Below are 23,436 nucleotides of genomic sequence, written 5' to 3'. Positions count from 1 at the left end.
TTTCTCCAAAGGCGATCGCTCTTCACTGCTAAGGGAACTCCAAAAATTAACAATTCAAAATTCACGCATTAAAGACATTTATGCAACGCCCTAATTCTCTAAATTGCAGCACTCTACTCTTGGTTCAGTTGCAAAATCATTCAAACCCACAGCTTTCAACAGCACCGTCCAAGAAGTATCTTGCGAATTCGTGCGACGTAATTCACTAGCAACGCTCAACGCATCATACCAAATACCATTAGCCGCATAAAGGTTTACTTGCTGGCGTGGTGTTGCTTTTTCTAGTTGAGTTTTCAACGCAGGTTTTAGTTGCTCCCCTTTTACATAACCTTCAATATTAGCAATAATTTGCTTATCCTTCTGACAGTAGATGTTAAAATACCATCGGTATTGTTTGCCAATCTCTAAAGGTGCTGCTTTTGATGGCAAACGAAAGCTAACTACTCCTGGTGTCCCCGTTAAAGAAGTTTTGTAAATAGTCTGATTTTGTGCTTCATCTTCTAGCACAAGCTCTCCAGATACAAAGTCGGATGGATAAGGAACATAGAATAAGAAACTAGGATACTCTGTGATCGTTGTGCCAAACACCAATTCTGAATTTGAATAAACAGGTACTAAAGCTGTGAGCCGCTTTTGAGAAGATGTCTGGAGCTTATTTATATCCTGACCACAACCACGACTACCTGCTTCTGCTCGCTTACCTGGTTCCCCGATGTCTGGCGGTGGGGGTGGTGCTGCGAAAATTAAGGATTGGTTTAATTGTCCGTTGGAATTTGTGGGCTGTGCCTGCACATCTATACAGCTAAGGAATGTTAAACTAACGGCGAGGAAAATTTGAATCTTTTGCACAGATAACTTCATTTTTATTTATACCTCAAGTAGTAAAAATCAGTTGTCGCTGCAATGTTTTGATAGATAAATTGCCATTGTGCCGCCAGTAGCCACTAAAACCAAAGCTGACGGAACTAGCGGAACCCAAATCCCTTGGTAAAAGAGAATTAAGCAAAAAACGTATAAGACTCCAAGTACACCTCCTCCCGCCAATACTAAATATAGTCTTGAGCGATCGCTTAGTGCGATCGCCACTGATCCGGCTATACCAATCGCACCTCCAACCACTGACCAACTCCAAACCCACAAAATTTCCCCCCAAACGGGCAAAACTGATATCAAAGGTCGCCCATCCATCACCGCACTCACCAACTGACTCACCATTTGTGCTTGCAGAATCACCCCTGGTATTTCTTCAGAAAAACCTTGCCCAGTCATGTACGGGGTAGGACTATAATCACGAAAGCTTTGGGCAGTAGTACCAATGAGAACAATTCGGTCTTTGACTAGTTCAGGGTTGACTTTACCCCTAAGAACATCTGTCAATGTAACTTTTGGAGCAATTTCTAAAGGAGAATTTTGGAAAGAGCGGTAATTGAGCAATATTTGGTAGCCGCCTGTATCCGCTAGTTGATAGCCACCCCTATGAGGCTGCAACCGCTTAAAAACAACGTTGCCTAACTGTAAATCCCCTGAGTCAGTGTATTTGGCAGAGATACCTTTTGCCTCCAAGTAGTGGAATGCCAGTTGAGCATTAAGCGCGTAGCGTGCCGTACAAGGGGAGGTTACGTCTGCTGGTTGCATTGCCAATAAATGACGACGCAGAACGCGGTCTGTATCTGGGATAATATCACTAAATCCTTGGCGTTGTAGCGTCACCCCTAAAGGAGGCGAAATTCCCGGACGGTCTTTTGTGAGTTCTTGAACTTTACAAATGGCAAAAATGTCATCTATTTTTAACTTAGCCGCTAAAGAAGCTTGATTGCGTTGTGATGACTGATCGTGATAAATATCTAAACCTATAGCTTTGGGTTGGAACTGTGCAAGTTTTTCCAAAAGTCTGGTTAGTGCTAGATCCGATAGTGACCCTGTTCTTTCTTTTTGCTCTGGTAACTGAAAATCTTCTTCGGTGACAGTGACTATCAACAGACGCGAATCTTGCTTTTCTTGGGGACGCGATCGCATTAATTGATCGTAAGCCTGTAACTCCCATGTTTGCAATCCTCCCATTTGCCGAACTCCTAGTACGCTGATGGTGAACATCACGCTCATTAGCAATCCCTTTATCAGTAGGCTGTTAAATTTTATTCCCGGCTTTGGCCAAGTCATCGCTATGACAGCAGGATTTTCACAAATTATCGGTAACCAAGTTGCTTCTGGAAATTTGTCCTCTAATCCTTGCAGTTTTTCTCTAGCGGTGCGAACTGCAATATATAAAGATGCGCCTGAAGAAAAAGCTCCCAGAAAATGCTTTAAAAATGCTTGCGCCACAAGATCGGGTACAGGTTCCCGCATCACAATAATTTGGGGAATATGTAAATCTTGTAGTTCTCGCGCTAATCCCAATCCATCACAAGAGTTGAAAATCGCCAACTGTAACCCATTGGTAACAGCATTTCTCAGCGCATATTTCAGGTCTGCAATTGTTAAACTATCCTTGTCATTAATATAGATCCGACCAGTTTCACCCTCGCTTCTACTATGACCAGCGAAAAATAAAATGTTCCAAGGTTGGCTCCACAACTGCTCGTTAATTTGATCACGTTGGGGCTGTATCAAAAAGGTTGTGACAGCATTGGGCAATTTTTTTAATAGTTCGCAGTCTTCGTCTATATTAATACCAGCTTTATCGCCCAAAATCGCCAATATTTTTATTTTATGTCTGTAGGTAGATGTCTGCGATACGGTTACTTGTTCTAACTCTGGAAGACTCAAAGCTACTTCGCTGAAGGGGTAGTCCCGATCAATCAAATCCCATAGATGCCAAGGAAGTTTCTCTAGCTGCATAGAAGCAGTGCGAATCAGCACTCGCACCTCCTCATTGGGCATTAAGTATTTAAGCAATTTTTCCCGAATCCGCCAAAATGACTCTGATTCTAGCCAGTGGTTTAAGTGCGATCGCAACTCACAAGCTTTGTTTTGACACTCATCACGCCGTTGGGTAATAGAACCATCGTAAATAATTTTTTTGGCTTTGATGCGGCCATTTCCTAGACTACGATAAGTTGACCGCCACTCGTCAATTGCTTTAGCTATTTTTAGATTCGGAGGTAAGTAACCAGATGTTTCTATGCTGGGGCGTTTGCCATCTTCTCCAATATCGAGCGTCACCCGCACCCCTAACTCCAAATCCCCATCTAGCTTTAGAACAACTAACTTTCCCATTTGCAGCACCCCTATTGTTTTTCGCTTCAGATGAGAAAACTTTCTATAACCCTAATATTTCCCAGAACCAATTTAATACTAAGTACATCTATAAGTAGGTAGGCAAGATAAAACCAAACTATGTAACGAAAAGTAAAATCTCTGTATTTCGCTCGTAGTTGCGCTTTAGCGCTAAAGCGCAACTACGAGCCAGTAATGATTATTTGCGCTCACCTACTTAGAACTCATATTTCATTTTTGAAAAAAACTCAGTACACCTTTATTCCTTCTTAACAGTCCCCAGTATTGAGTTTCTACAAGTAATTCAGGAATCAAATCGGATTGCTATAGTTGTTTTCTCCAGCCGTTAATCATAAAAGACCTTGAATTCAAATGCATCAACTTGCAAATCTGTATATAAGTAAGTGGGTTAAATTAAATATAAAACCTCACCCTGCCTCCGGCTGACCCCGACAATAGTAAGGAGAGGGATTGAGGCTGAGGTTTTATCTTATATTTAAACCACGTCTATCTTGAAACCTGTAGTTCAACTCTTTTGAAAAAGATTTGCCCTCATCCCCCAACCCCTTCTCCCCAAGGGAGAAGGGGAGCTAGAATTTCAAAGTCCCTCTCCCATATTTGGGAGAGGGATTTAGGGTGAGGGCGAAAACTACGGTTCTCAACTTAGATGAGATTTAATTATGCCTACCTACTTATCTCATGTAGAAATTCCGATTTTTACACAAACTAAGCACAATCGTTACAAAACTTTTCGCTCAGACATTAAAACAGGACTTACGCTTTAAAGGCAGTGAAAGCCCTGATTTCCCGTAGGGGCAATTCATGAATTGCCCCTACATTTCGTACCTAATGCGTAAGTTTTATAAAGAAATGTATGTAGGTACAGTGTCAGCCTTCTTGCGATGGTAAAGGCTGCAATCCATTATTTTTTTTCAAAAATCATTCTCTATTTTGTGGCATAAATTTAGTTAATGCGGGTGATATCTATATAGCAGCATTGATCATTAAGAAGTTCCTTATGAATAAATCCACCTATCAGCTAGACAATTCCCCCTTAACATTACCGATTTCTCAATCAGCTCGCATAACTGCCCAGCAATTTGCTAACCAGCAGCCAAATTCTGAAAAAGCAGAGCAAGTTCGGCTGAATACATTGGCTGTGTGCGTGGTGAATGACTACTTAGCAATGATGGATATTCCTACTGACCTGCAAGCTAGTGACAGCTGGAACCCCGTCATGCGTCTCTGTGGGGATGTAGCTGACTTAGAAATTCCCTCAATTGGTCGTCTGGAGTGTCGCCCTGTGCATCTGCATCAGCAGATATGTTCTATTCCTCCAGAAACCTGGGAAGAACGGGTGGGTTATTTAGTAGTTCAAATTGATGAATCGCTTCAAGAAGCCAAGCTGCTTGGTTTTATCCCTAGTGTCGAAACTGAAACCCTGCCTTTAGCGCAACTGCAACCATTGGAAGCGTTTATTGACCATGTGGATCAACTGCGCCAATCTCCAAATCCACTGATTAATTTAAGTCAATGGTTTGCTGGTATATTTGAGACAGGTTGGCAGACTGTTGAATCTTTATGGAATGTGCCGGAACTCAGACCAGCTTATGCCTTTCGCAGTGCTGATACTGTAGAACTAAATGCCCTTAACCTAGCAGAATCAATTACTAAACGTGCAAAACTGATTGATTTGGGTATCCAAATTCTCAACCAACCCGTCATGTTAATTGTGCAAATCAGCCCAGAAAAGGATCAGCAAACCAGTATTCATCTACAATTGCACGCTACTGGGAATCACATCTACTTGCCACCCGGAGTTCATCTCACTGTTTTAGATAGTTCGGGAACAGTATTTCTAAATGCTCAATCTAGAAGATTAGATAATTACATTCAGTTGCAGTTTCGCGGTGAACCTAGAGAGCAATTTAGCGTTCAGGTAGCCATAAATGATACTAGCATTACCGAACATTTTCGGATTTAAAACATCTAGCTATCTTCCCACTTTGTCGGTAACTTATTAAGTGTTAATTGATTAATTAAAAATTAAAAATTCAAGCCAGCTTTTGGGGATTTTGAAAAAAATCTGTAAATGTTTGTAGAGCTTGTTATGAGACATGAGAACAGGGCATGGTTTCGTACAGGGGGATAGCGACGGATGGGTAAGTTAGTGGTTCTAAAATTCGGAGAGGGTAGTTTTGAGCAAGGGTTTGCTGTCACTCTCGAAATTGGTGAAGAACGGGAGCGTGCTACAGCAGAAGTTACAGGGAAACTACCTTCATTTCCCGAAATGCCACTCTATTACAGTCATTGGCAGTCTAGTTATCGGCAGATAGGCAATCGTTATCGTCTTCATGCTGACAAAATGCAGGTGACGAATGTATCGATGATTCAAGACTGTGAAAACGCTTCTCATATTTTGCGAGACCGCTTTAATACCTGGCTACGAGCAGAAGAGTTTCGCCCTTTGAGGGAAAAATGGTTAGAAAAATTGTCATCCACCGAAGAAGTGCGGGTGATTTTGCAAACAGAAAATAGCCAATTACAGCTATTACCTTGGCATCTGTGGGATTTGTTAGAACGCTACCCCAAGGCTGAAATCGCCCTTTCTTCACCATCTTACGATCGCATTCAAAAACCAAGCACAAAAAATTCATTAGTCAACATTTTAGCGATCGTGGGCAATAGTCAGGGAATTGACACCCAAGCCGATCAAGCTTTACTGCAACAGTGTAGTAATGCAGAGGTTAGCTTTCTGGTAGAACCACAACGTCAGGAATTGACTGAGCATCTTTGGGGAAAAAACTGGGATATTCTCTTTTTTGCTGGGCATAGTTCTAGTAACAAAAATGGAGAAAGCGGACGAATTTACCTGAATAAAACTGATAGCCTCACCATTGGCGAGTTAAAGTATGCTTTGAAAAAAGCCATTGAAAACGGCTTGCAACTAGCTATATTCAACTCCTGTGATGGATTGGGATTGGCGCGAGAACTGGCTGATTTGCAAATCCCTCAGATGATCGTCATGCGTGAACCTGTTCCAGACCTGGTTGCCAAGGAGTTCTTAAAGTATTTTCTCGAAGGTTATGCCAGTGGCAAGTCTTTATATCAAGCGGTACGCCAAGCGCGGGAACGGTTACAAGGACTTGAAGATAAATTTCCTTGTGCGACTTGGCTACCAATAATTTGCCAAAATCCCGCGCAGATAGCACCTACTTGGGATGAATTAAGGTCTACAGAAACTAAAGGGGAGCAAAATTTAGCTTTGTCAATCAGACACAGATTGACAACAACTTTGTTATCTAGTTTGGCGATTACAGCCTTGGTTTGTGGGGCGAGATTGCTAGGATTTCTGGAAAATCCAGAGATTGCAGCCTATGACTTGATGATGCGTCAGCGCCCTGCACAGGGAGTTGATTCCCGACTGTTGATAATCACAATTGACGATGATGATTTGGCAATTCAAAGAAAAAATAACGAGGATTTGATTGGAGCTTCCATTTCCGAAAAATCTCTCAACAAACTCCTGGCAAAACTGAATCAATACCAACCCCGCGCGATCGGCTTGGATATCTACCGTGATTTTAAAGCCAAACAACCAGATTTAATTACTCGTCTGCAAAAAACTCAGAATTTGATTGGCGTATGTAAAGGGAGCGATGTCACAGCAAATATCTCAGGTAATCAGCCGCCGCCAGAAATCCCCACAACAAATCTAGGATTCAGTGACTTTATTCACGATCGTGATGGAGTTATCCGTCGGCATCTGCTGTTCATGAACCAAGAGGTGACATCGTTGTGTCCTGCTCCCTTTGCATTTAGTCTAAAACTCGCCTTCTTCTATCTACGCCCTTCAGGAATTGAACCCAAGTTCACCCCTGAAGGGAATTTGCAGTTAGGTAAAACTATTTTTGAGAACCTGAAATCTCGTAGTGGCGGCTATCAAAATATTGATGCCAATGGTGGTCAAATCTTACTCAATTACCGTTCCCCAAAACAAATAGCCGAACAGGTGAAGCTAACCCAATTTTTATCTAGTCCAATTAACCCCAGTGCTATTAAAGATAAAATTGTTTTGATTGGTGTGGTGGCAAAGGGGGATTCTCCAGACACCTGGCCTACACCCTATGGCGTTCCTTTAGATGAGCAAATGCCTGGAGTGTTAGTACAAGCGCAGATGATCAGCCAAATCCTTAGTGCAGTGCAAGATGGACGACCGTTGCTGCGGGTTTGGTCATTGTGGGCTGAGGTGGCCTGGATTTGGGGCTGGTCTTTGATCGGGGGAGTTCTGGCTTGGCGAAAGCTTTCCTTACCTTGGTTAGGATTGGCAGTTATTATTACCTCTAGTGTTCTATATTTAGTTTGTAGTCTATTAATTGTGGGTGCTTGGGTGCCTTTTGTACCTTCGGCTTTGTCGTTGGTTGCCACGGTTGGCTTGCTCTCAATATATACAACAATAAAAGCTCGCGTGGTTAGTAGAAAATAAGGGACTAACCGCAGAGGCTCTTGAGCAGGGGAGTAGGGGGCAGGGGGCAGGGGGCAGGGGAGCAGGGGAAGAATAAATCGGATAGTCGTATTTGATACAAGAATTGACTAATTTAATTTTTGGGAGTCACTAGTACAGTGCGGCGTAAATAAACTTACTATTTTAAGGCACAAGCCTTTTAATATATCAACCTTTTGAATGCGTGACTTGGGCTGTATTGTAGTACTAGGGCAATACACTTAGTTAAGAAAATTTATATGTTTAGGCAATTAAGGGAAAATAATCTGATAATTGGATTGGACAGAAAAATTTGGAGAATTTAATTTTTGGAGTTCAATAGAGAATCAGGGCTATTTCATTCTAAAATGTGACGTTTTCAAAGTCCCTCTCAAAGATGTGGGAGAGGGATTTAGGGTGAGGGCAAAAACTACGGTTCTCAACTTAAATCGCGTTTAAATTCTTATTTTTCTGAAAAAGATTCCTAAAAACTGCCGTAAAAATAGAATGAAATAGCCCTGAATAGAGAATAGGAAAGATTATTTTATAAAATTTGTAGATAACCAGCAGATAAATCTACAAAGTTTGCATATTTAAGGTAAGGTTTTTATGAAGTCAAATTTACAACCGAAAAAACGGTTTTTAGTAGTAGCTTTTAGCTGCACCATTTTACTAGTTAGCCTGACTCCAGTAGTGGCAAAACCAACTCTTGGTTCTTTACCTAGCGATGACTACGGCGGGCTACGCCTACGCGCTGATGTTAAAACTAACCTTGCTCAAGCCACAGCCTTTAATGAACCCACAATTCCATCTGGTCCGGCTCCTGCTGGTCGCGTTCGTGGTGGAGCCAAGCGCGGCCCGACATGTCCAGGTACTGTTACTAAACCTGACCTGACTGCTTTAGTGCCTTTTAGTGAGGAACCTAACTCAGTGACTAATGTCTGGGGACAGACAACCGTAGAACACCCAAGTTGGTTTTTCTATGTGCCGTATACCAAAGATTTGCCGTATGAAGTTGAATTTGTGCTGCAAGATCAGGACTCTAACGACATTTACCAAAAAGCGATCGCTCTCCCAGATAAAGCAGGAGTCATCCGCGTTTCTCTACCTACCAATGCTCCTGCTTTGGCGCTAAACAAACAATATCGCTGGTTTTTAACCGTTAACTGTGACCAGCAAGAGAATTCTTCCCTGATTTTCGTCGGAGGAGTAATACAACGAATCGAACTCAAACCAGCCGCTCTCAAAGAGCTACAAACCACAGAACCTCTAAAGCGCTATGCTATCTATGCCCAAAATGGGATATGGTACGAGGCACTGACGACACTGGCCCAACTGCGCGATCAAAATCCTAAAGATGCAGCACTACAAGCAGAGTGGGAAAATTTGTTAAGCAGCATCCATTTAAACGATATTGCAGCAGAACCGATTATTTCGGAAAAACCTTAAAGGATGTTTGAAAAGTCGCAAATTATACTATAAACCCAGCTTCTATTCCTCTTATTGAAAGGTCGAGAGGCTTTGTAAACCCACATTACCTTCTAGGGAAGGGTTGCTCAATGGGTTATATTTCTGAGGCTTAGATGTTAGTAATAATACTTTTCAAACAATCTCTTAGGAAGAAGAATTAAATAACATACAATTTATATCCCAAGCTTACCTCACCCTCAATCCCTCTCCTTATAAAGGAGAGGGAAGCCGGAGGCAGGGTGAGGTTTTTAAAGGAGAGGGAAGCCGGAGGCAGGATGAGGTTTTATATTTAATTTGACCTACTTACTTATCATCATCAATCCGTCGCTCCCGATTAATATCGGGGTTTTCTGCTGTCCAATTATCATCTGCTGCAAGAGAGTCAGGAACCATCACAAGCTCAGTCTCTTTTTTATGGTCATTTCCCCATTCATCCAAAACATCTTTTATCAGTACTTCTTGCAACCAAATTTTAGCGACAACAGTCAGGGGTAGCGCCAGAAATAATCCTAAAAAGCCGAAGAAAGTGACGAAAAATAGTTGGGCAATTAAGGTGATAGCGGGTAGTAATGAGACTTGATGCGCCATGACAACGGGCGTGATAAAATTACTCTCAGTCTGTTGAATAAAAAAGTAGAGAATTAAGACAGCGATCGCTTTCCAAGGTTCATCCAAGAAAGCGATCGCCATTGCTGGTATTACACTCATTGTGGGGCCTAGATTGGGAATTAAGTTAAAAAATCCCGCTAAAACCGCTAAAGCCAATGCTGCCTTGACATGCAAAATTGATAAGCCAATCAGACTCATTAGCCCTACTACACAGATGGCAATAAAAGCGCCTGTAATCCATCCCTCCAAAGAGACTTCACATTTATCTAAAATTCCATCTACCCGCCGTCGATAAAATGAGGGGAAAAGCCGCACAAATACTTTGCGATAAGCCACGGGATCGGCTAACATCATTCCTGTTAAAACCAACACTAGCAAAATCTTCAGGACAACTTCCAAAGAGCCAGATACAAAGGCAAAGGAATTTCCTAGTAGCCGATTGACGAAGGGCTGTACTTGTTGGATGAGGCTATTGATATCTGGAATGTAGGGAACCAACTGGTTAGGAATACGAGTTCTCAGGGCATCAATCCAGCCATTAAAGCGCTCAAACCCTTTAGGAACCTGATTTGTTAGTTCTTGAAACTGCTGTGCAAATGGCGGTACAATTAGCCAGAAAAAACCCACGACACCTGCGAAAAAGATAGCTACTGCAAGGATGACGGCGAATCCACGCCTCATGCCAAAGCGTTGGAAGCGTTTCGCTAGCCGATTTAAGGTGGTGGCTAAGACAACTGCGGCAAACATGAGCAAAAGCACTTCTCGAATTTGCCAGAGGATGTATAAAGAAAGAAGTATGGCGATTAAGCCGATCCATTGACCGAGGTTCACAGGCTGACTCCCAACGGTTGGCGAGATGCATTTTTTTGGTAATTCAGCTAGATTAACCGATTTTAGTCACTTGTGCGTGGATGCTTGTCTTGTTAATTTTGTTTTTGTGTTTGAAATCGCCACAGTAGCGCGATCGCTATAATCACAATTGGCAACAATATTATAATTAGCGCGTTGGTTGCTGTCGCCGGAATTGATAAGCTTGGCCCTGCATACTTAATCAATACCGATAACAAAGCCGAGAGTAAAAGCAGTTTCAGAACCAATCCTAGTTGATTTTGCATAAAAGTACGGCATATAAATTTTTGTGGTACACACGAAGCGCTGTACCGCCCAGTTTCTACAATAAACCTACAGATACAATCCTTTGCAACTTTCTTTGGGAAATGCCTAAGATTATTTACGTCAAACTCAACCAGCCAAAAACTTGTTCCACCCTCAATTCCAATTCGATACCCTCAAGAATGGGTAATTTATCAGCACCTTCGGATAATTCCAATCGCCCTCCAGAAAAAATCCCTAGCACACTTTCGTCTTCTGGGTTGATTAACCAGCCGATTTCAGTACCATTGCGCGAACAATGCAATAATTTACTCAACACTTTTTTTAACCTTTGGTCTGGGGAAAGAATCTCAATTGCCCAGTCAGGATGAATATCAAAGCGGTTAGCAATTCTGCCAGTTGAAGTTTTAACAATTCTATCCCAGCGAAACACAGACACATCAGGGACGATAGAAGCACCACCAAAGGTACAGCGCAGTTCTGAGAAAGCGTAAGCAATTTTTTGGCTTTCAGTTACGTTATTAATGACATTACAAAATTTAGTCTGTACTCGGCTATGTTCACCTTGGGGCATTGGTTTTTGAATGATTTCTCCCTTGATAAAATCTGATGCTGGTTCAGTTTCTGGTAGTTTGAGGAACTCATCTAAAGTTAGTTGGGGTTGAATTGCGATCGCCATAAGCTAGTACCATAGAGGGGGATATTTTAATTATGTACATTAGCTACGCTTCGCATCCTTCGTTGCTGACAGGTGCAATTATCTTTTTAGGAAACCTACGAGGCGATGAACTTGCACTGACACATCACTAAAAGCTAGGGGGACAACTGTCACACTCACCGACAGCCCGCCTTGCACTCAAGTGCAAGGCTAATAGCTGAAGTCCACTTAAGTGGACTGAATAATCAATTTAGTCCACTTAAGTGGACTTCAGCTATGAGACTCGGAATTTATTCCGAGGCGGGATAGAAACGCAGTACGAGATTTATAACAATAACAATAAACCCCGTCTTTAAAGATGGGGTTTATCCCTATAAAAATATGGCTGCGACAAGACTTGTGTATACACCGTTATAAGGAGAGGGATTGAGGGTGAGGTAATGCTAGGGACATAAATTGTATGTTATTTAATTCTTGTTCCTTAGTTGATTGCTAACTTACAAAGATTTTTGCAGAAAGTGCGATCGCTATCTAACAAATATTTTTGTCCTCCCCCCTAATTACGAATTACGAATTACGAATTACGAATTAGTCCTCAACTTGCCGCAACTCCTCCAATTCCTCTGGCGTGAGGGGATTTTTGCCTGACTTCAGCGCTTCTATCCAGCGTAACCGTCGCTGCTTGACATAGTAATCAAGTGCGCCACTGTCTACAGCAGCCTGAAAGTCTTCTAATGCCCCTACCAAGTCGCCAGTCAGTACTCTAGCTAGCCCTCGACTGTCTTGATAGCGTTTATTGTCAGGGTCTAGAATAACAACTTTTTCACAAATAGGAAGAACATTTTTAGCATAACCGTGTAAACAGCCAACCCAGCAGATGCTATTCCAAAATTCAGCAGAGTTTTTCAAACTAGGATCAAATATTTGGGCTTGCTTGAAAGCTTCTTGTGCTTCTTTAATTTTGCCTTCTCTCACCCAACTGATGCCCTGACTCAAGGCGATCGCAGCCGCAAAAGCTTTGTCTTTTGCCAACTCTGGAGATATGCATACTGCTTCATGCAGCCCTTTTGCATTCAGCCATTTTGTGTCACTCTTCCATACAATTTCTTCCAGGTTAGCACCTCTGAGGTTGGCACCTCTGAGGTAGGCATCGCTGAGGTAGGCATCGCTGAGGTTGGCACCGATGAGGTTGGCACCGCTGAGGTTGGCACTGCTGAGATTGGCACTACTGAGGTAGGCATCGCTGAGGTTGGCATCGCTGAGGTAGGCATCGCTGAGGTTGGCATCGCTGAGGTAGGCATCGCTGAGGTTGGCATCGCTGAGGTAGGCATCGCTGAGGTTGGCACCTCTGAGGTAGGCATGGCTGAGGTTGGCATCTCTGAGGTTGGCAGGGCTGAGGTCGGTATCTCTGAGGTTGGCAAGGCTGAGGTCGGCACCGCTGAGGTTGGCACGGCTGAGGTTGGCACCGCTGAGATCGGCACGGCTGAGGTTGGCACGGCTGAGAAATAATCTTAAGTTTTCTCTAAAAGCAGAGATACTCAGGCAGTGACTATAGCCGATAATACGAAGCAAGCGTTGTGAGTCAAATTGATCGGTATCAGGTTTACCGCAGGGGTGAAAGCTAATTTTATCTTTGAGGTCATCTTTTCTTTGAGCATAACGATGCAACTCTAACAGCACAATCATCACATTCAGCCCTGTACACACATCCACCTGTCGCAATCCCAAGTGATTTTCTCGCTCTGGTACTTGCTCCCGCAATTGTTTTTTCTTCATCTGAGGCAGGTTTACATCTTCTGCATCAATAAATTCTCCATCGCACCAACGGAAGTAGAAATCCTCTAATCTTTGGAACAGTTGACACAAGCGTTCCACCTCTTGAAATTCTAAACTCTCAGCCAACAACCCCATCAAATATTCCACGATCGCAGGCGTTAAATTACCATACCCCAATAAATCGTAAATTTGCCTTTCCATTGCGAATCTACTAACCAAGTCTTCTTCGCGCTGACGCTTGCTAACTTTTGTTGTCCAATCCACAAAGCTTTCTAGTAACCTTTCTGCAAATAAAAACTCGCTAAAACTCTTGTGAACAAACTCTACTGAGCCACCTTTATCGCCGGAAGCTGGTTTAATATAAAATGCCGTCAACAAATTATTGAGTAGCTTATCTTGTTGCTTTTTTTGGGAGCCATTTTCCTGTCTGGCATCCTGAATTAACTTTGCTGTTGGGTTTTGGCTGTTTTTGAGCCGTGTTTCTAACATCGTCACTCTGGCAGATTCATTCCCAGACTGCACGACACACAAAGCGGCTTCGGTGAGAAACTGCCGTAAATCTTCACTTTCAAATCCAGTCAAGCGAGAGTTATCATTCTGATTTTCACTCTCACGCTGTTTTTCTAATACCCACTTCACCGCTTCGTCATAGATGCGGATTTTTGCCTTAATACCCTCTGCACCTGCAAACATTTGGACTTTAAGACGGTTGTCTCGGTGCATCCGTGCCAGTAAATAGAGTAGTAAAGGTTCTCGTGCTAATTTATTGTTGACTTCATCAGGAGAAGCCTGTAAAAATTCTTCAAACTCACTCTTGTTAACTTGAGCCGCAACCGCCCATTTTTCCAGCCATGTTTGCCGAAGCGAGTCATCCATTGGCTGAAGTTCGACGCGCTTCAAGCTTTTGGTTTGTGACAGGAAGCGCTCATTTCCTTGCAGCGCCAGGGGACGACCGGTAACTAAAAATTGATGATGGCAAAGGCGGTCTTTTTGAAACTGTTCCACCTGTTCTAAAAATTCCTTCAAGCCGCCGCTGGCTCGTCCTTCCAGCAACAACTCGTCAAACCCATCCAGTAAAAATAAAAAGCGAGTATTTTTATCAGTCAGCCAGCCGGAATCACTGGTGACAAAATCAAGATGTTGTAAATAGTTCTCTAGAGTATCAGTTAAGTTATCTTTTAGTACGCGCAAATCTCGCAACCGAATCAGAATTGGGGTAAAGCTGGGATGTAATTCGCGCTGTACCCAAGCAGCAAACATCCGACAAAATACACTTTTCCCCCGTCCGGCTTCGCCCTGAATAAACAAAACTTGTTTGTGTTTTGTATCTGAGTCATTCAGTATTGCTTTAACCCATGCTTCCAGTTCCAGACTTGCATCATCTTTAACATCTAGTTCTTTGACTTGCAAAGGTACATACAAATCCCGAAAAGTAATATGAGTTTCATCAAAAATGTTTTCTTCTGGCTTTGGTTTAATTACCTGTTCTAAATAATCTTCAATATTCAGATTTTTCTCTAGCTTTTCTTTTCCTCCGGCGCTATACCATTTCCAAAGTTTGTCTGCTTTATCCCCGACTTCTAGCAATGCGTCTTGCATATTTTCATCGGTGTGACGCGCCACCCGTTCAGTTAAGGTTTTTGCTTCTGTATCATCTAATCCCGCCTCTTGCAAGCGTTGCTGTAAAATCTGATTAAATGATTCTGCTAATTGAGATTCATGGAAATAGAGAATAGCTTTTTTCACTTCCCGCGCATCAAATTCTTGCTCACCTAATTTCTGAATCTGCAAAGCTAAAGCATTATAAGCGGGAAGATTTTGATCAATTTTATTGAGTAATTCCGAATCTTGTTTGAGAATATCCTGAAAGCTATCTATGTAAGCAGCCTGACTAACTAGTAGCACACAGTTTTCTAAACTTGGCTCTTTGTTGGTTGCATCAATAATAAACTTTAGGATGGTAATGGCGATGGGTGCAAAGGGAATTACTTCTTTAGTAATTTGACCCAGAGGAGAATTAAATACATCTAATAGCGACGAAATCTGTTCTACATAAGGTTTTAAGTTTTGAATATTAGATTTTTGCTCTTTGATGGCTTTTGCCAAATCAAGCACGGCTTTAGCAGCTTCGGCTCCAGTCTTTGTTATCTCTACGCCTTGTGTCCAGTTGAAATCTTGAATGTTTTGTAAAAACTTCCAGAGTTTCGTCATCGCCATAGACTATTCTCCAACAGTATTAATTTAGTAAAAAGGAACCTGGATAGCGCTTATCGTTTGTATGCAATAAAATTTGGCCTCACTTCCATTCCTTTCTCCTAAAAGGTGAGAGGCTTTAAGCTTTACTCCCCAACGCTACAAGGGTTGGGGTTGGGGGTTAGGTTTATATTGCACTCAATTTAGAACCGCTATATTACTTAATTCAAATTCAACCAGCTAAAAACTTGTTTAACTGTCAGTTTTAACTCGGTATCAGTGAATGTAGGCAACTGATAAGCTATTGTATATAATTTCACTCGCTACTTGGAAACGCAGGCTGTCCCTTAAACTGCCAACTCACCGACATCCCGCCCAGAACTAAAGTTCAGGGCTAATAGCTAAAGTCCACTTAAGTGGACTTCAGCTATTAGACTCGGAATTCATTCCAAGGCGGGATAGAAACGCAGTGCGAGATTTATTAATATATGGCTGCGACAAGACTTGTGTGTACACCGTAGCCGATATATTGGAGAGGGAAGCTAGATATGATGATGAAGTTTTCCATTTTATTTAATCTACGTTCCTTAGCCTAGCGGTAGGAGGAACGAGCATTATTACGAATTACGTTCGCGGAGCGTGCCGGAGGCTCTATTACGAATTAGTTTAACTTCGTTGCCAAATTTTAATCGTCTTATCCAAACTCCCGCTTACCAACATCTCACCGGAAGCTGTAAAAGCTAATGCTGTAACTATATTCCCATGACCTGTAAAGGTACCCAGTAATTCCCCGGTTTGTAGATGCCATAATTTGATGGTTTTATCAGCACTACCGCTAGCGATTATTTGACCATCGGGACTTAAGGCGATCGCATATACTCTATCTCTATGTCCTTTAAGAGTATGAAGTAATTCCCCACTCTCCAATTGCCAAACTTTAATCGTTTGATCCCAGCTACCACTCACCAGCATTTTACCATCTGCACTAATCGCTAAGGAACGCACGATGTGAGAATGACCCATGAGGGTATGCAGTGGTTGTGCGTCCTTTAAACTTTTGACTCCCGTCTGCGGTAAGGTACGCCAGACTTTAATTTTGCGATAGCTACCTGTAACTAAGGTTTCCCCGTCTCGACTTAAAACTAGGGAATGAGCCGCTGTATCATCTAAAGAGAGTGCGATCGCAACCTGACGTTGCATCAAATCCCAAAACAGAATTTTTCTATCATCTCCGCCTGTCGCTAACATTCTCCCATCTGGGGTAAAGGCAGCACACCGCACTACCCCATTATGTTTGTGCAAAATATCTATCAAGTCTAAAGCGCCTACATGCCAAAGCTTAATTGTGGAATCTGCACCGCAACTCACTAAAGTCTGTCCATCTGAACTAAAAGCCAGAGAATTCACTTCATCCACTAGTCCAGATATCACCCAAGGATACTCTGATAATGTCTCTATTAATTCACCCTTGCTTAAATCCCAGAGTTTTGTCTCTCCCCGACTACCACTTGCCAATATGGGTACTTTGCCATTATTACACCCGGAACTGAAAGCTAGGCAATTAATCCCTCTGTTGTGTCCTTGCAAAGTTTGCCAGCATTCCCAGTCACCGACTATATCCTTAAGGCAATGCTCTGATGGTAGAGTTTGTATTGTATGTGCGATCGCTAAATCATTAATTAATGGCAGCGTGTCTTTTTTACCAACAAGTGATTCTAAATACCAACCCAACCCCCCCGCATACAACAAGTTACTCGGATTAATGTAGAGTTTTGGTTCATTAAGTTCAATTTGATTTGCAGGTAAAAAGCCTGTAATTATGCTCTGTTTTTCCTCGTATCCTAGCTTCTCTGTAGATGGATAAAACAAACACAGAAAAATTAATACTTGGTGCTTTCTTAAATCTTCTTGAGTAATCGACCACCTAATTTTGTCTTTCTTAATACCATTAAAACTTTCTCCATCAGCAACATAAACTTGAATACTCAGCTGAGGATTATCTTTTAGTACATAAGAAAATTTGCTTTCGCCACCCAAATTTCCCTCATCATCTAAAACCATATTTTCCACAGTATCTTGTGATACCTTTTTTACCAATTTCCCCAAACGTTCAGTTATCACCCCATCAACAATATGCTCCCGCAAAAGATAATCTTGGGCTTGTTGTTGGAAGTATTTAGGAAAAGGTATCGTGCAATCAGGAGGTTCAGGATATTCAGGCGGCGTCGGCGGCGGATTTTTGGCAACAACTTCTGCTTGTTGACGAGAAAGTTCTTGGAGTCTAGCCAATGGCTCGCCCCAAAAAGCCATAATTTCAGTGTGACAACCTTTTACTTGACTTTCTAGCAAAGATAAGTCATAAGTTTTAGGTTTTTTCACACGTTGAAGGAAGTCAGCTTGTTGAGATTTGAGTAAGCTAATCCAATCCATCTGCATTCCTGCGGCAAACTATTGCATACCTACGGTAAGCTATACCAATGCAATTACTCAAGTTTATAACCTTAGTTAATTAAAAATTCAGTAATTTTAGTAGTCTAATAAAACACAGCAATTAGCAGATGTTTCCGGGAAAGATGGAGATTATTGCACTTAGACATTTCATGAACTGATGCAGTTGAAGTATATAGAATTAAATGATGTCAGTCAATTCTAACGGAGATGGAGAAGAAGATACTGTTTCCCTAAAAACAGTTATAGCTGTAAAGGAAAATTTAAAGAGAGACGGATTTCAAAGATTGCCGTAACCTTAAGTCAACAAATCCCTACACAAAAATAACGTATTACAGCACGACGGAAGTAAACCACCCATCCCAAATCCATGAAACCCTTGCGGTATAATAATTACGAATTACGAATTACGAATTACGAATTATTTTAACCTTTGCGTTTTGGTTGTCTGGGTTTAGTACTTACATCAGAGGAGTCGCCAAAAGTATCCCTTGCCTCAATCTGTTTAATTTTCATTTGCAAATTCAAGTCATCGCTGCTCACAATTGTTTCTAAATTCGCTAATCTTTGCTCTAACAGTTCTATTTGCTGCTGTTGCAAATAGTTAGTTTTTGATTTTTGCTCATCAGAACGCCAAATAGCAACTGTAGCAACAGCTGCGCCACCAATTGCAACTAAAGGAAGAATAGCACCGCCTTTAGTAACTGCTGACAGTGGGACGCAAACTCCGAGAATGGCGACTGTAATTACCCAAATTCTTGTGGTGGCAGATAATCTGACATCCTGGTATTGTTCTAGATTGGGTTGAGATTTTTTAGCCATAAGTAAATCCATTGAAAACTTATTTGTTAGATTTGCACAATTGTTTATTAGAATACTTCCTACAAGTGGGTTAAGTAATTCTTTTGTAGGGTGTGTTACGGCTTTAGCCTAACGCACCATGTTATATAGGGGTGTGTTAGGCGCTCATGTCATGTTTTTCGTGACAATCCTCTGATAAAATCCTTTGAGCGTAAGTAGTTAAATTTATTATGACAAGTGCATCTTACATTTTTCTGGCTGGAGCAAGTCGCGGTGTTGGTCGAGAAATTGCTCAATATCTCACAGCGCAACAGCTAAAGGTAAAAGCCCTCCTGAGAACAGCAGCAGTTGCTAGTGAACTAGAAAAAATCGGTATTGAGGTAGTCTTGGGAGATGCGTTGAATGTTGGCGATGTAGAACGCGCCATGCTGACAGATGAACCTATTCACACCGTTATCAGTACAATCGGCGGTTTACCATCAGATGTAGAAAGGCCGGATTACCCCGGTAATAAAAATCTGATTGATGCAGCAGTTAAAGCTGGAGTGCAAAAGTTTATTCTTGTGTCTTCCATTGGTGCTGGCAATAGTGTTGTTGCTGCGTCACCCCAAGTTTTAGCGGTACTAGGAAAAGTTTTAGCTGAGAAAGACAAAGCTGAACAACACTTAATTGCCAGTGGACTTACCTATACAATCATCCGTCCTGGTGGACTAAAGTCAGAACCAGCAACGGGTAATGGCGTTTTAACTGAAGATCCGCACATTATTGGTAGCATAAATCGTGCAGATGTCGCACAGTTAGTTGGTCGCTGTTTAAATAGCAATCGCGCCAATAATAAAATTTTGTCAGCCGTAGACCGAAATATGCTATTTGGGCAAAGAGAATTTGCAGAATTTAGCTTGGAGTAATTTAACGAACTATGTTCAGTTTAAGTCAAGAGTCTAAGAAGGGCAGCGCGAATTGAACGCCTCAGCTAAATCGCACGTTGTAATGCGAGTCCCAAACCGTCCCCACAACAGCACTCAACTCTACGAGAGGCTTTGTGCGTTCGTCACAAAATGTAATTACGAATTACGTTCGCGCAGCGTGCCGGAGGCTCTATTACGAATTACGAATTATTTAAGCACGCCACCGGAGTATTTGACCCTTGACAGGGTTCACAAATTCTCGTCCTTCTGCGACAGACTTAGCATACTCTCGCTTTAGCTGGTAGTACCACTGCGCCTGCATATCTGAGTCTTTAATCAGTCGTAGCACGGGGTTATATTTCAAACCAATCTGCTGCTTTTCTACAACCGTTCGGTCTTGGCCAATGAAAGTCCGCGCCAGCAGATGTAGTAAAGGTTTGAAAAATCCTACCCAAGGAAGTGTCCAGTAAAGAGCAAAAGTTACCTCAGTTTCTGTGTCTGAAATGGGTGTAACTGCCGTTAAATTAACGACTCGATGATTCCCAATTGTGGTTTCTTCTATTCTGACTCCAGGTAAACGAAAAGAAATCTCCGTTTCTGGCACACCACCGCCAATCAGCCAATATAATCGACCCCCATTTGCTGGTAATCGGTGTCGTCGCATTGTGAAGCCGTAGGGCGAAGCATCGAATTGCTTCACTTCTTCGTGCAGTTTTTCACTTCGCCACCACCAAGCGCGATGAACATAAGGTGAATGAGCAGGGTCCATCAGACCTACCACTGCGTGATCTATAAAACAAGGGAATTTTACCACCTCTACGAACTGGTGAGAGCGATCGCCAAACCCTGGAATTACCGGAATCTCCATCTCCGAAGCAGGTTGAGGGTTATCGGGATCGGCTATATATATCCAGATATTCCCTTGTGCTTCTCGGATTTCATAAGAATGTACGTCAAAGCGGCTCAAATCCATCTGCTGTTCCTCTACAAGAGATGGTATTGCAGTGCAGCGTCCAGCCGGATTAAAGCGCCAACCGTGGTAACAGCATTCCACTTCTTGCCCATTGAATCTACCACAACTCAAGGGGACACCGCGATGCGGACAAATATCCGTCATCGCAGAGACTTTACCATCCTGGCTGCGGACTAGCAGCACCGGCTCTCCCAAGAAAATGCGGCTAATCATCATACCTGGCTTGATCTGATTACTAGGCAGAGCATAGTACCAAGTATTACGTAATACAAAGTTATCGTTATTTTTCATCACTAATTGCGTCTGCCTTTGTCACAACGAAAGTTCTGGTTTGTGGAAAGGAAGGTTATGCTTGAAAACATTCTTTTAGGGTTTTAATTGCTGTAAGTAAGTGGGCGCAAATAATCATCACTAGCTCGTAGTTGCGCTTTAGCGCTAAAGCGCAACTACGAGCCAAATACAGAGAAGGTAATTCTCTCAGATTTAGGTTGTGGGAGGATTGTAGGTATGAAGTTGCACTATTCACCAGAAATTTGGACAAATACCGTTCTTTTGCGCGGCCCATCCAACTCAAAAAACAATACAGATTGCCAGGTTCCCAGAGCTAATTTACCATCCACAATGGGAATTATCTCACTAGTTGTCAGCATCATTGCCATTAAATGAGAGTGAGCATTAATCGGTTCATCTTCGGGGACATCTCTTAAATGCAAGTCATTATGCAAATAGCTGTCTGATTCCGGTGCTAATTTTTGCAAGAATACTTTTATATCTTCTAACAATCTGACTTCATCTTCGTTGATAGCTAAAGCTGTTGTTGTGTGTCGAGAAAATACTAAAACTTGTCCATTTTTAATTGATGTTGAAGCAAGAAAATCTTGAATTTGTGGTGTTATATTATGAATATTAATTTTTGGTTTAGTTTCAATTTCAATTAATTTATTAATAATTGGCATCTCTTCAACTTTATATTTTGAATTACCGACAAGGTACGCCAACACAGTGTAACGCCCTTATAAATTAAATATCAACTCCCAACTCCCAACTCCCAACTCCAAACTCCAAACTCCTAACTCCTAACTCCTAACTCCAAACTCCTAACTCCTAACTCCTAACTCCTAACTCCTAACTTCTAACTCCTAACTCCCAACTCCCAGGGCTATTTCATTCTCATCTAGTCCGCCTCAGAATGAATTCTGAGTCTAATAGCGAAAGTCGTCTAAAGACGACTGATAAAAGGTTATAGTCCGTTTTAACGGACTTTAGCTATAAGAGAGGAACTTCAGTTCTGGGCGGTTTCTGTTTAGAACGAAATAGCCCTGCCTAACTCCAACCTCCAAACTCCAAACTCCTAACTCCAAACTCCAAACTCCAAACTCCTAACTCCAAACTCCTAACTCCTAACTCCAACCTCCAAACTCCTAACTCCTAACTCCTAACTCCTAACTCCTAACTCCTAACTCCTAACTCCTAACTCCTAACTCCCAACTCCCAGGGCTATTTCATTCTCATCTAGGCCGCCTCAGAATGAATTCTGAGTTCTAATAGCGAAAGTCGTCTAAAGACGACTGATAAAAGGTTATAGTCCGTTAAAACGGACTTTAGCTATAAGAGAGGAACTTCAGTTCTGGGCGGTTTCTGTTTAGAACGAAATAGCCCTGCCTAACTCCAACCTCCAAACTCCAACCTCCAAACTCCAAACTCCAAACTCCTAACTCCAAACTCCTAACTCCTAACTCCTAACTCCCAACTCCAAACTCCAAACTCCAAACTCCAAACTCCAAACTCCTAACTCCAAACTCCTAACTCCAAACTCCTAACTCCTAACTCCTAACTCCCAACTATATTTTCCAATCCTTGCACTAATCTTTCTATACCTTCTTTTGCCGTATCTTTTTGCAGCGCCCCATAGGCAACGCGTAGGTAGCATCCGTCATTCATGCCAAAGGTTGTACCTGGAATGACTGCTACTTTATGTTCCTGGATTAGTCTTTTAACTAACTCAAAAGCATCCATCTGAGTATTAACTTTCAGGAAAAAATAGAAAGCGCCATTGGCAGGTATAATACTACATAAACCTTGTAAGCGGCTAAGGGAGTCGAGTACTACTTGCCGCACTTGAGCGATGCCTACGGCGGGCTGCGCCAACGCTCCTATATTACTCTCCAAATACTCCGCTTTTGCTTGCAATGCCCCTAAAGCTGCATATTGGGAAATCACTGGCGGACAAATCAAAATCGTATCCTGGATTTTTTTGACGGCAACAAATAAGTGTTTGGGAATCACCATGTAGCCAATGCGCCAACTGGCAAAACCGTATGCTTTGGAAAGGCTAAAGAGAGAAATGGTGTACTCGCTACTATTGGCAAATGCACCAGGGGAAACATGTTTTACCCCGTTATAGGTAAAGTATTCGTAGGCTTCATCGCTAATATGGTAAATGCCGCGAGTGCCACAAATTTGATTTACTTGGTGCAATGCTGCTTTTGAATAGACAACTCCAGTCGGGTTATTTGGTGAAATTGTTACCACAGCCCGCGTTTTGGGAGTAATTGCTTGAGCGATCGCTTCTATTCGCAGTTGGTAATTTTCATCTGTCGCCACTAACACTGCACGACAACCAGCAATTGCGATCGCCATTTCGTGGTTGAAATAGTAGGGCGTATTCAGAATAATTTCATCGCCTGGGTTAGTTACAGCACTTGCGTCTGTTATGAGGTACACTAAATTAAAATATAAATACCTTTAAATGAAGTCATACTCTGTCGAGCTTCGAGAAAAGATAGTT

The 23,436-nt window shown here is 42.1% G+C and carries 14 protein-coding genes and 1 pseudogene; 4 read left to right on the top strand and 11 right to left on the bottom strand.

Annotated elements, in window-relative coordinates; genetic code table 11:
* Positions 1–90: 90 nt before the first annotated feature.
* Positions 91–861, bottom strand: coding sequence for a DUF928 domain-containing protein (locus tag V7K73_RS04355; RefSeq protein ID WP_334877475.1), 771 nt, complete (start codon positions 859–861; stop codon positions 91–93).
* Positions 862–888: 27 nt separating this feature from the next.
* The gene (locus V7K73_RS04350) at positions 889–3,216 is read right to left on the bottom strand and encodes a CHASE2 domain-containing protein (protein WP_334877474.1); all 2,328 of its coding nucleotides are present in this window, start codon (positions 3,214–3,216) and stop codon (positions 889–891) included.
* A 1,018-nt stretch (positions 3,217–4,234) separates the two neighbouring features.
* Here V7K73_RS04350 and V7K73_RS04345 point away from each other — a divergent pair.
* From V7K73_RS04345 to V7K73_RS04335, 3 genes are all read left to right on the top strand, one after another.
* Positions 4,235–5,200, top strand: a complete 966-nt coding sequence (locus tag V7K73_RS04345; protein ID WP_334877472.1) for a DUF1822 family protein — start codon at positions 4,235–4,237, stop codon at positions 5,198–5,200.
* Between the two features lie 174 nt (positions 5,201–5,374).
* A complete protein-coding gene (locus tag V7K73_RS04340) occupies positions 5,375–7,702 on the top strand; it encodes a CHASE2 domain-containing protein (protein WP_334877470.1) in 2,328 nt (775 codons plus the stop codon).
* 606 nt (positions 7,703–8,308) lie between these two features.
* Positions 8,309–9,148, top strand: coding sequence for a DUF928 domain-containing protein (locus tag V7K73_RS04335; protein ID WP_334877468.1), 840 nt, complete (start codon positions 8,309–8,311; stop codon positions 9,146–9,148).
* A gap of 324 nt (positions 9,149–9,472) precedes the next feature.
* On the opposite strand, the gene V7K73_RS04330 is transcribed toward V7K73_RS04335, so the two are convergent.
* The 6 genes from V7K73_RS04330 to V7K73_RS04305 all read right to left on the bottom strand — a co-directional run bounded on the left by V7K73_RS04330 (position 9,473) and on the right by V7K73_RS04305 (position 18,788).
* Entirely contained in the window at positions 9,473–10,609 is a 1,137-nt protein-coding gene (locus V7K73_RS04330; protein WP_334877466.1) for an AI-2E family transporter, read from the bottom strand.
* A 92-nt stretch (positions 10,610–10,701) separates the two neighbouring features.
* On the bottom strand, positions 10,702–10,893 hold the full coding sequence (locus tag V7K73_RS04325) for a hypothetical protein (RefSeq protein ID WP_334877465.1): 192 nt from the start codon (positions 10,891–10,893) through the stop codon (positions 10,702–10,704).
* 116 nt (positions 10,894–11,009) lie between these two features.
* The gene (locus V7K73_RS04320; protein ID WP_334877463.1) at positions 11,010–11,570 is read right to left on the bottom strand and encodes a Uma2 family endonuclease; all 561 of its coding nucleotides are present in this window, start codon (positions 11,568–11,570) and stop codon (positions 11,010–11,012) included.
* 567 nt (positions 11,571–12,137) lie between these two features.
* Positions 12,138–15,542: a pentapeptide repeat-containing protein gene (locus V7K73_RS04315; RefSeq protein ID WP_334877461.1), complete on the bottom strand. Its 3,405-nt coding sequence runs from the start codon at positions 15,540–15,542 to the stop codon at positions 12,138–12,140.
* Positions 15,543–16,184: 642 nt separating this feature from the next.
* The gene (locus tag V7K73_RS04310; protein ID WP_334877459.1) at positions 16,185–17,948 is read right to left on the bottom strand and encodes a WD40 repeat domain-containing protein; all 1,764 of its coding nucleotides are present in this window, start codon (positions 17,946–17,948) and stop codon (positions 16,185–16,187) included.
* A gap of 444 nt (positions 17,949–18,392) precedes the next feature.
* Positions 18,393–18,788 carry a hypothetical protein gene (locus V7K73_RS04305; protein ID WP_334877455.1) on the bottom strand — a complete coding sequence of 132 codons (396 nt, stop codon included), beginning with the start codon at positions 18,786–18,788 and terminating at the stop codon, positions 18,393–18,395.
* Positions 18,789–18,997: 209 nt separating this feature from the next.
* On the opposite strand from V7K73_RS04305, the gene V7K73_RS04300 reads away from it, so the two are divergent.
* Positions 18,998–19,675 carry an SDR family oxidoreductase gene (locus V7K73_RS04300; protein ID WP_334877453.1) on the top strand — a complete coding sequence of 226 codons (678 nt, stop codon included), beginning with the start codon at positions 18,998–19,000 and terminating at the stop codon, positions 19,673–19,675.
* 211 nt (positions 19,676–19,886) lie between these two features.
* Here the strand turns inward: V7K73_RS04300 and V7K73_RS04295 are convergent, their stop codons facing one another.
* The 3 genes and pseudogenes from V7K73_RS04295 to V7K73_RS04285 all read right to left on the bottom strand — a co-directional run.
* Positions 19,887–20,939: an aromatic ring-hydroxylating dioxygenase subunit alpha gene (locus tag V7K73_RS04295; RefSeq protein WP_334877451.1), complete on the bottom strand. Its 1,053-nt coding sequence runs from the start codon at positions 20,937–20,939 to the stop codon at positions 19,887–19,889.
* Between the two features lie 227 nt (positions 20,940–21,166).
* On the bottom strand, positions 21,167–21,604 hold the full coding sequence (locus tag V7K73_RS04290; protein WP_334877449.1) for a secondary thiamine-phosphate synthase enzyme YjbQ: 438 nt from the start codon (positions 21,602–21,604) through the stop codon (positions 21,167–21,169).
* Between the two features lie 874 nt (positions 21,605–22,478).
* Positions 22,479–23,348, bottom strand: a pseudogene (locus V7K73_RS04285) (pyridoxal phosphate-dependent aminotransferase); the annotation flags it as partial.
* Positions 23,349–23,436: the final 88 nt, after the last annotated feature.

The sequence above is a fragment of the Nostoc sp. genome (genome assembly GCF_036916975.1).
Lineage (GTDB): Bacteria > Cyanobacteriota > Cyanobacteriia > Cyanobacteriales > Nostocaceae > Nostoc.
Note: the sequence above shows the minus strand (reverse complement) of the source record. Positions and strands in the feature narration are given on the sequence as shown.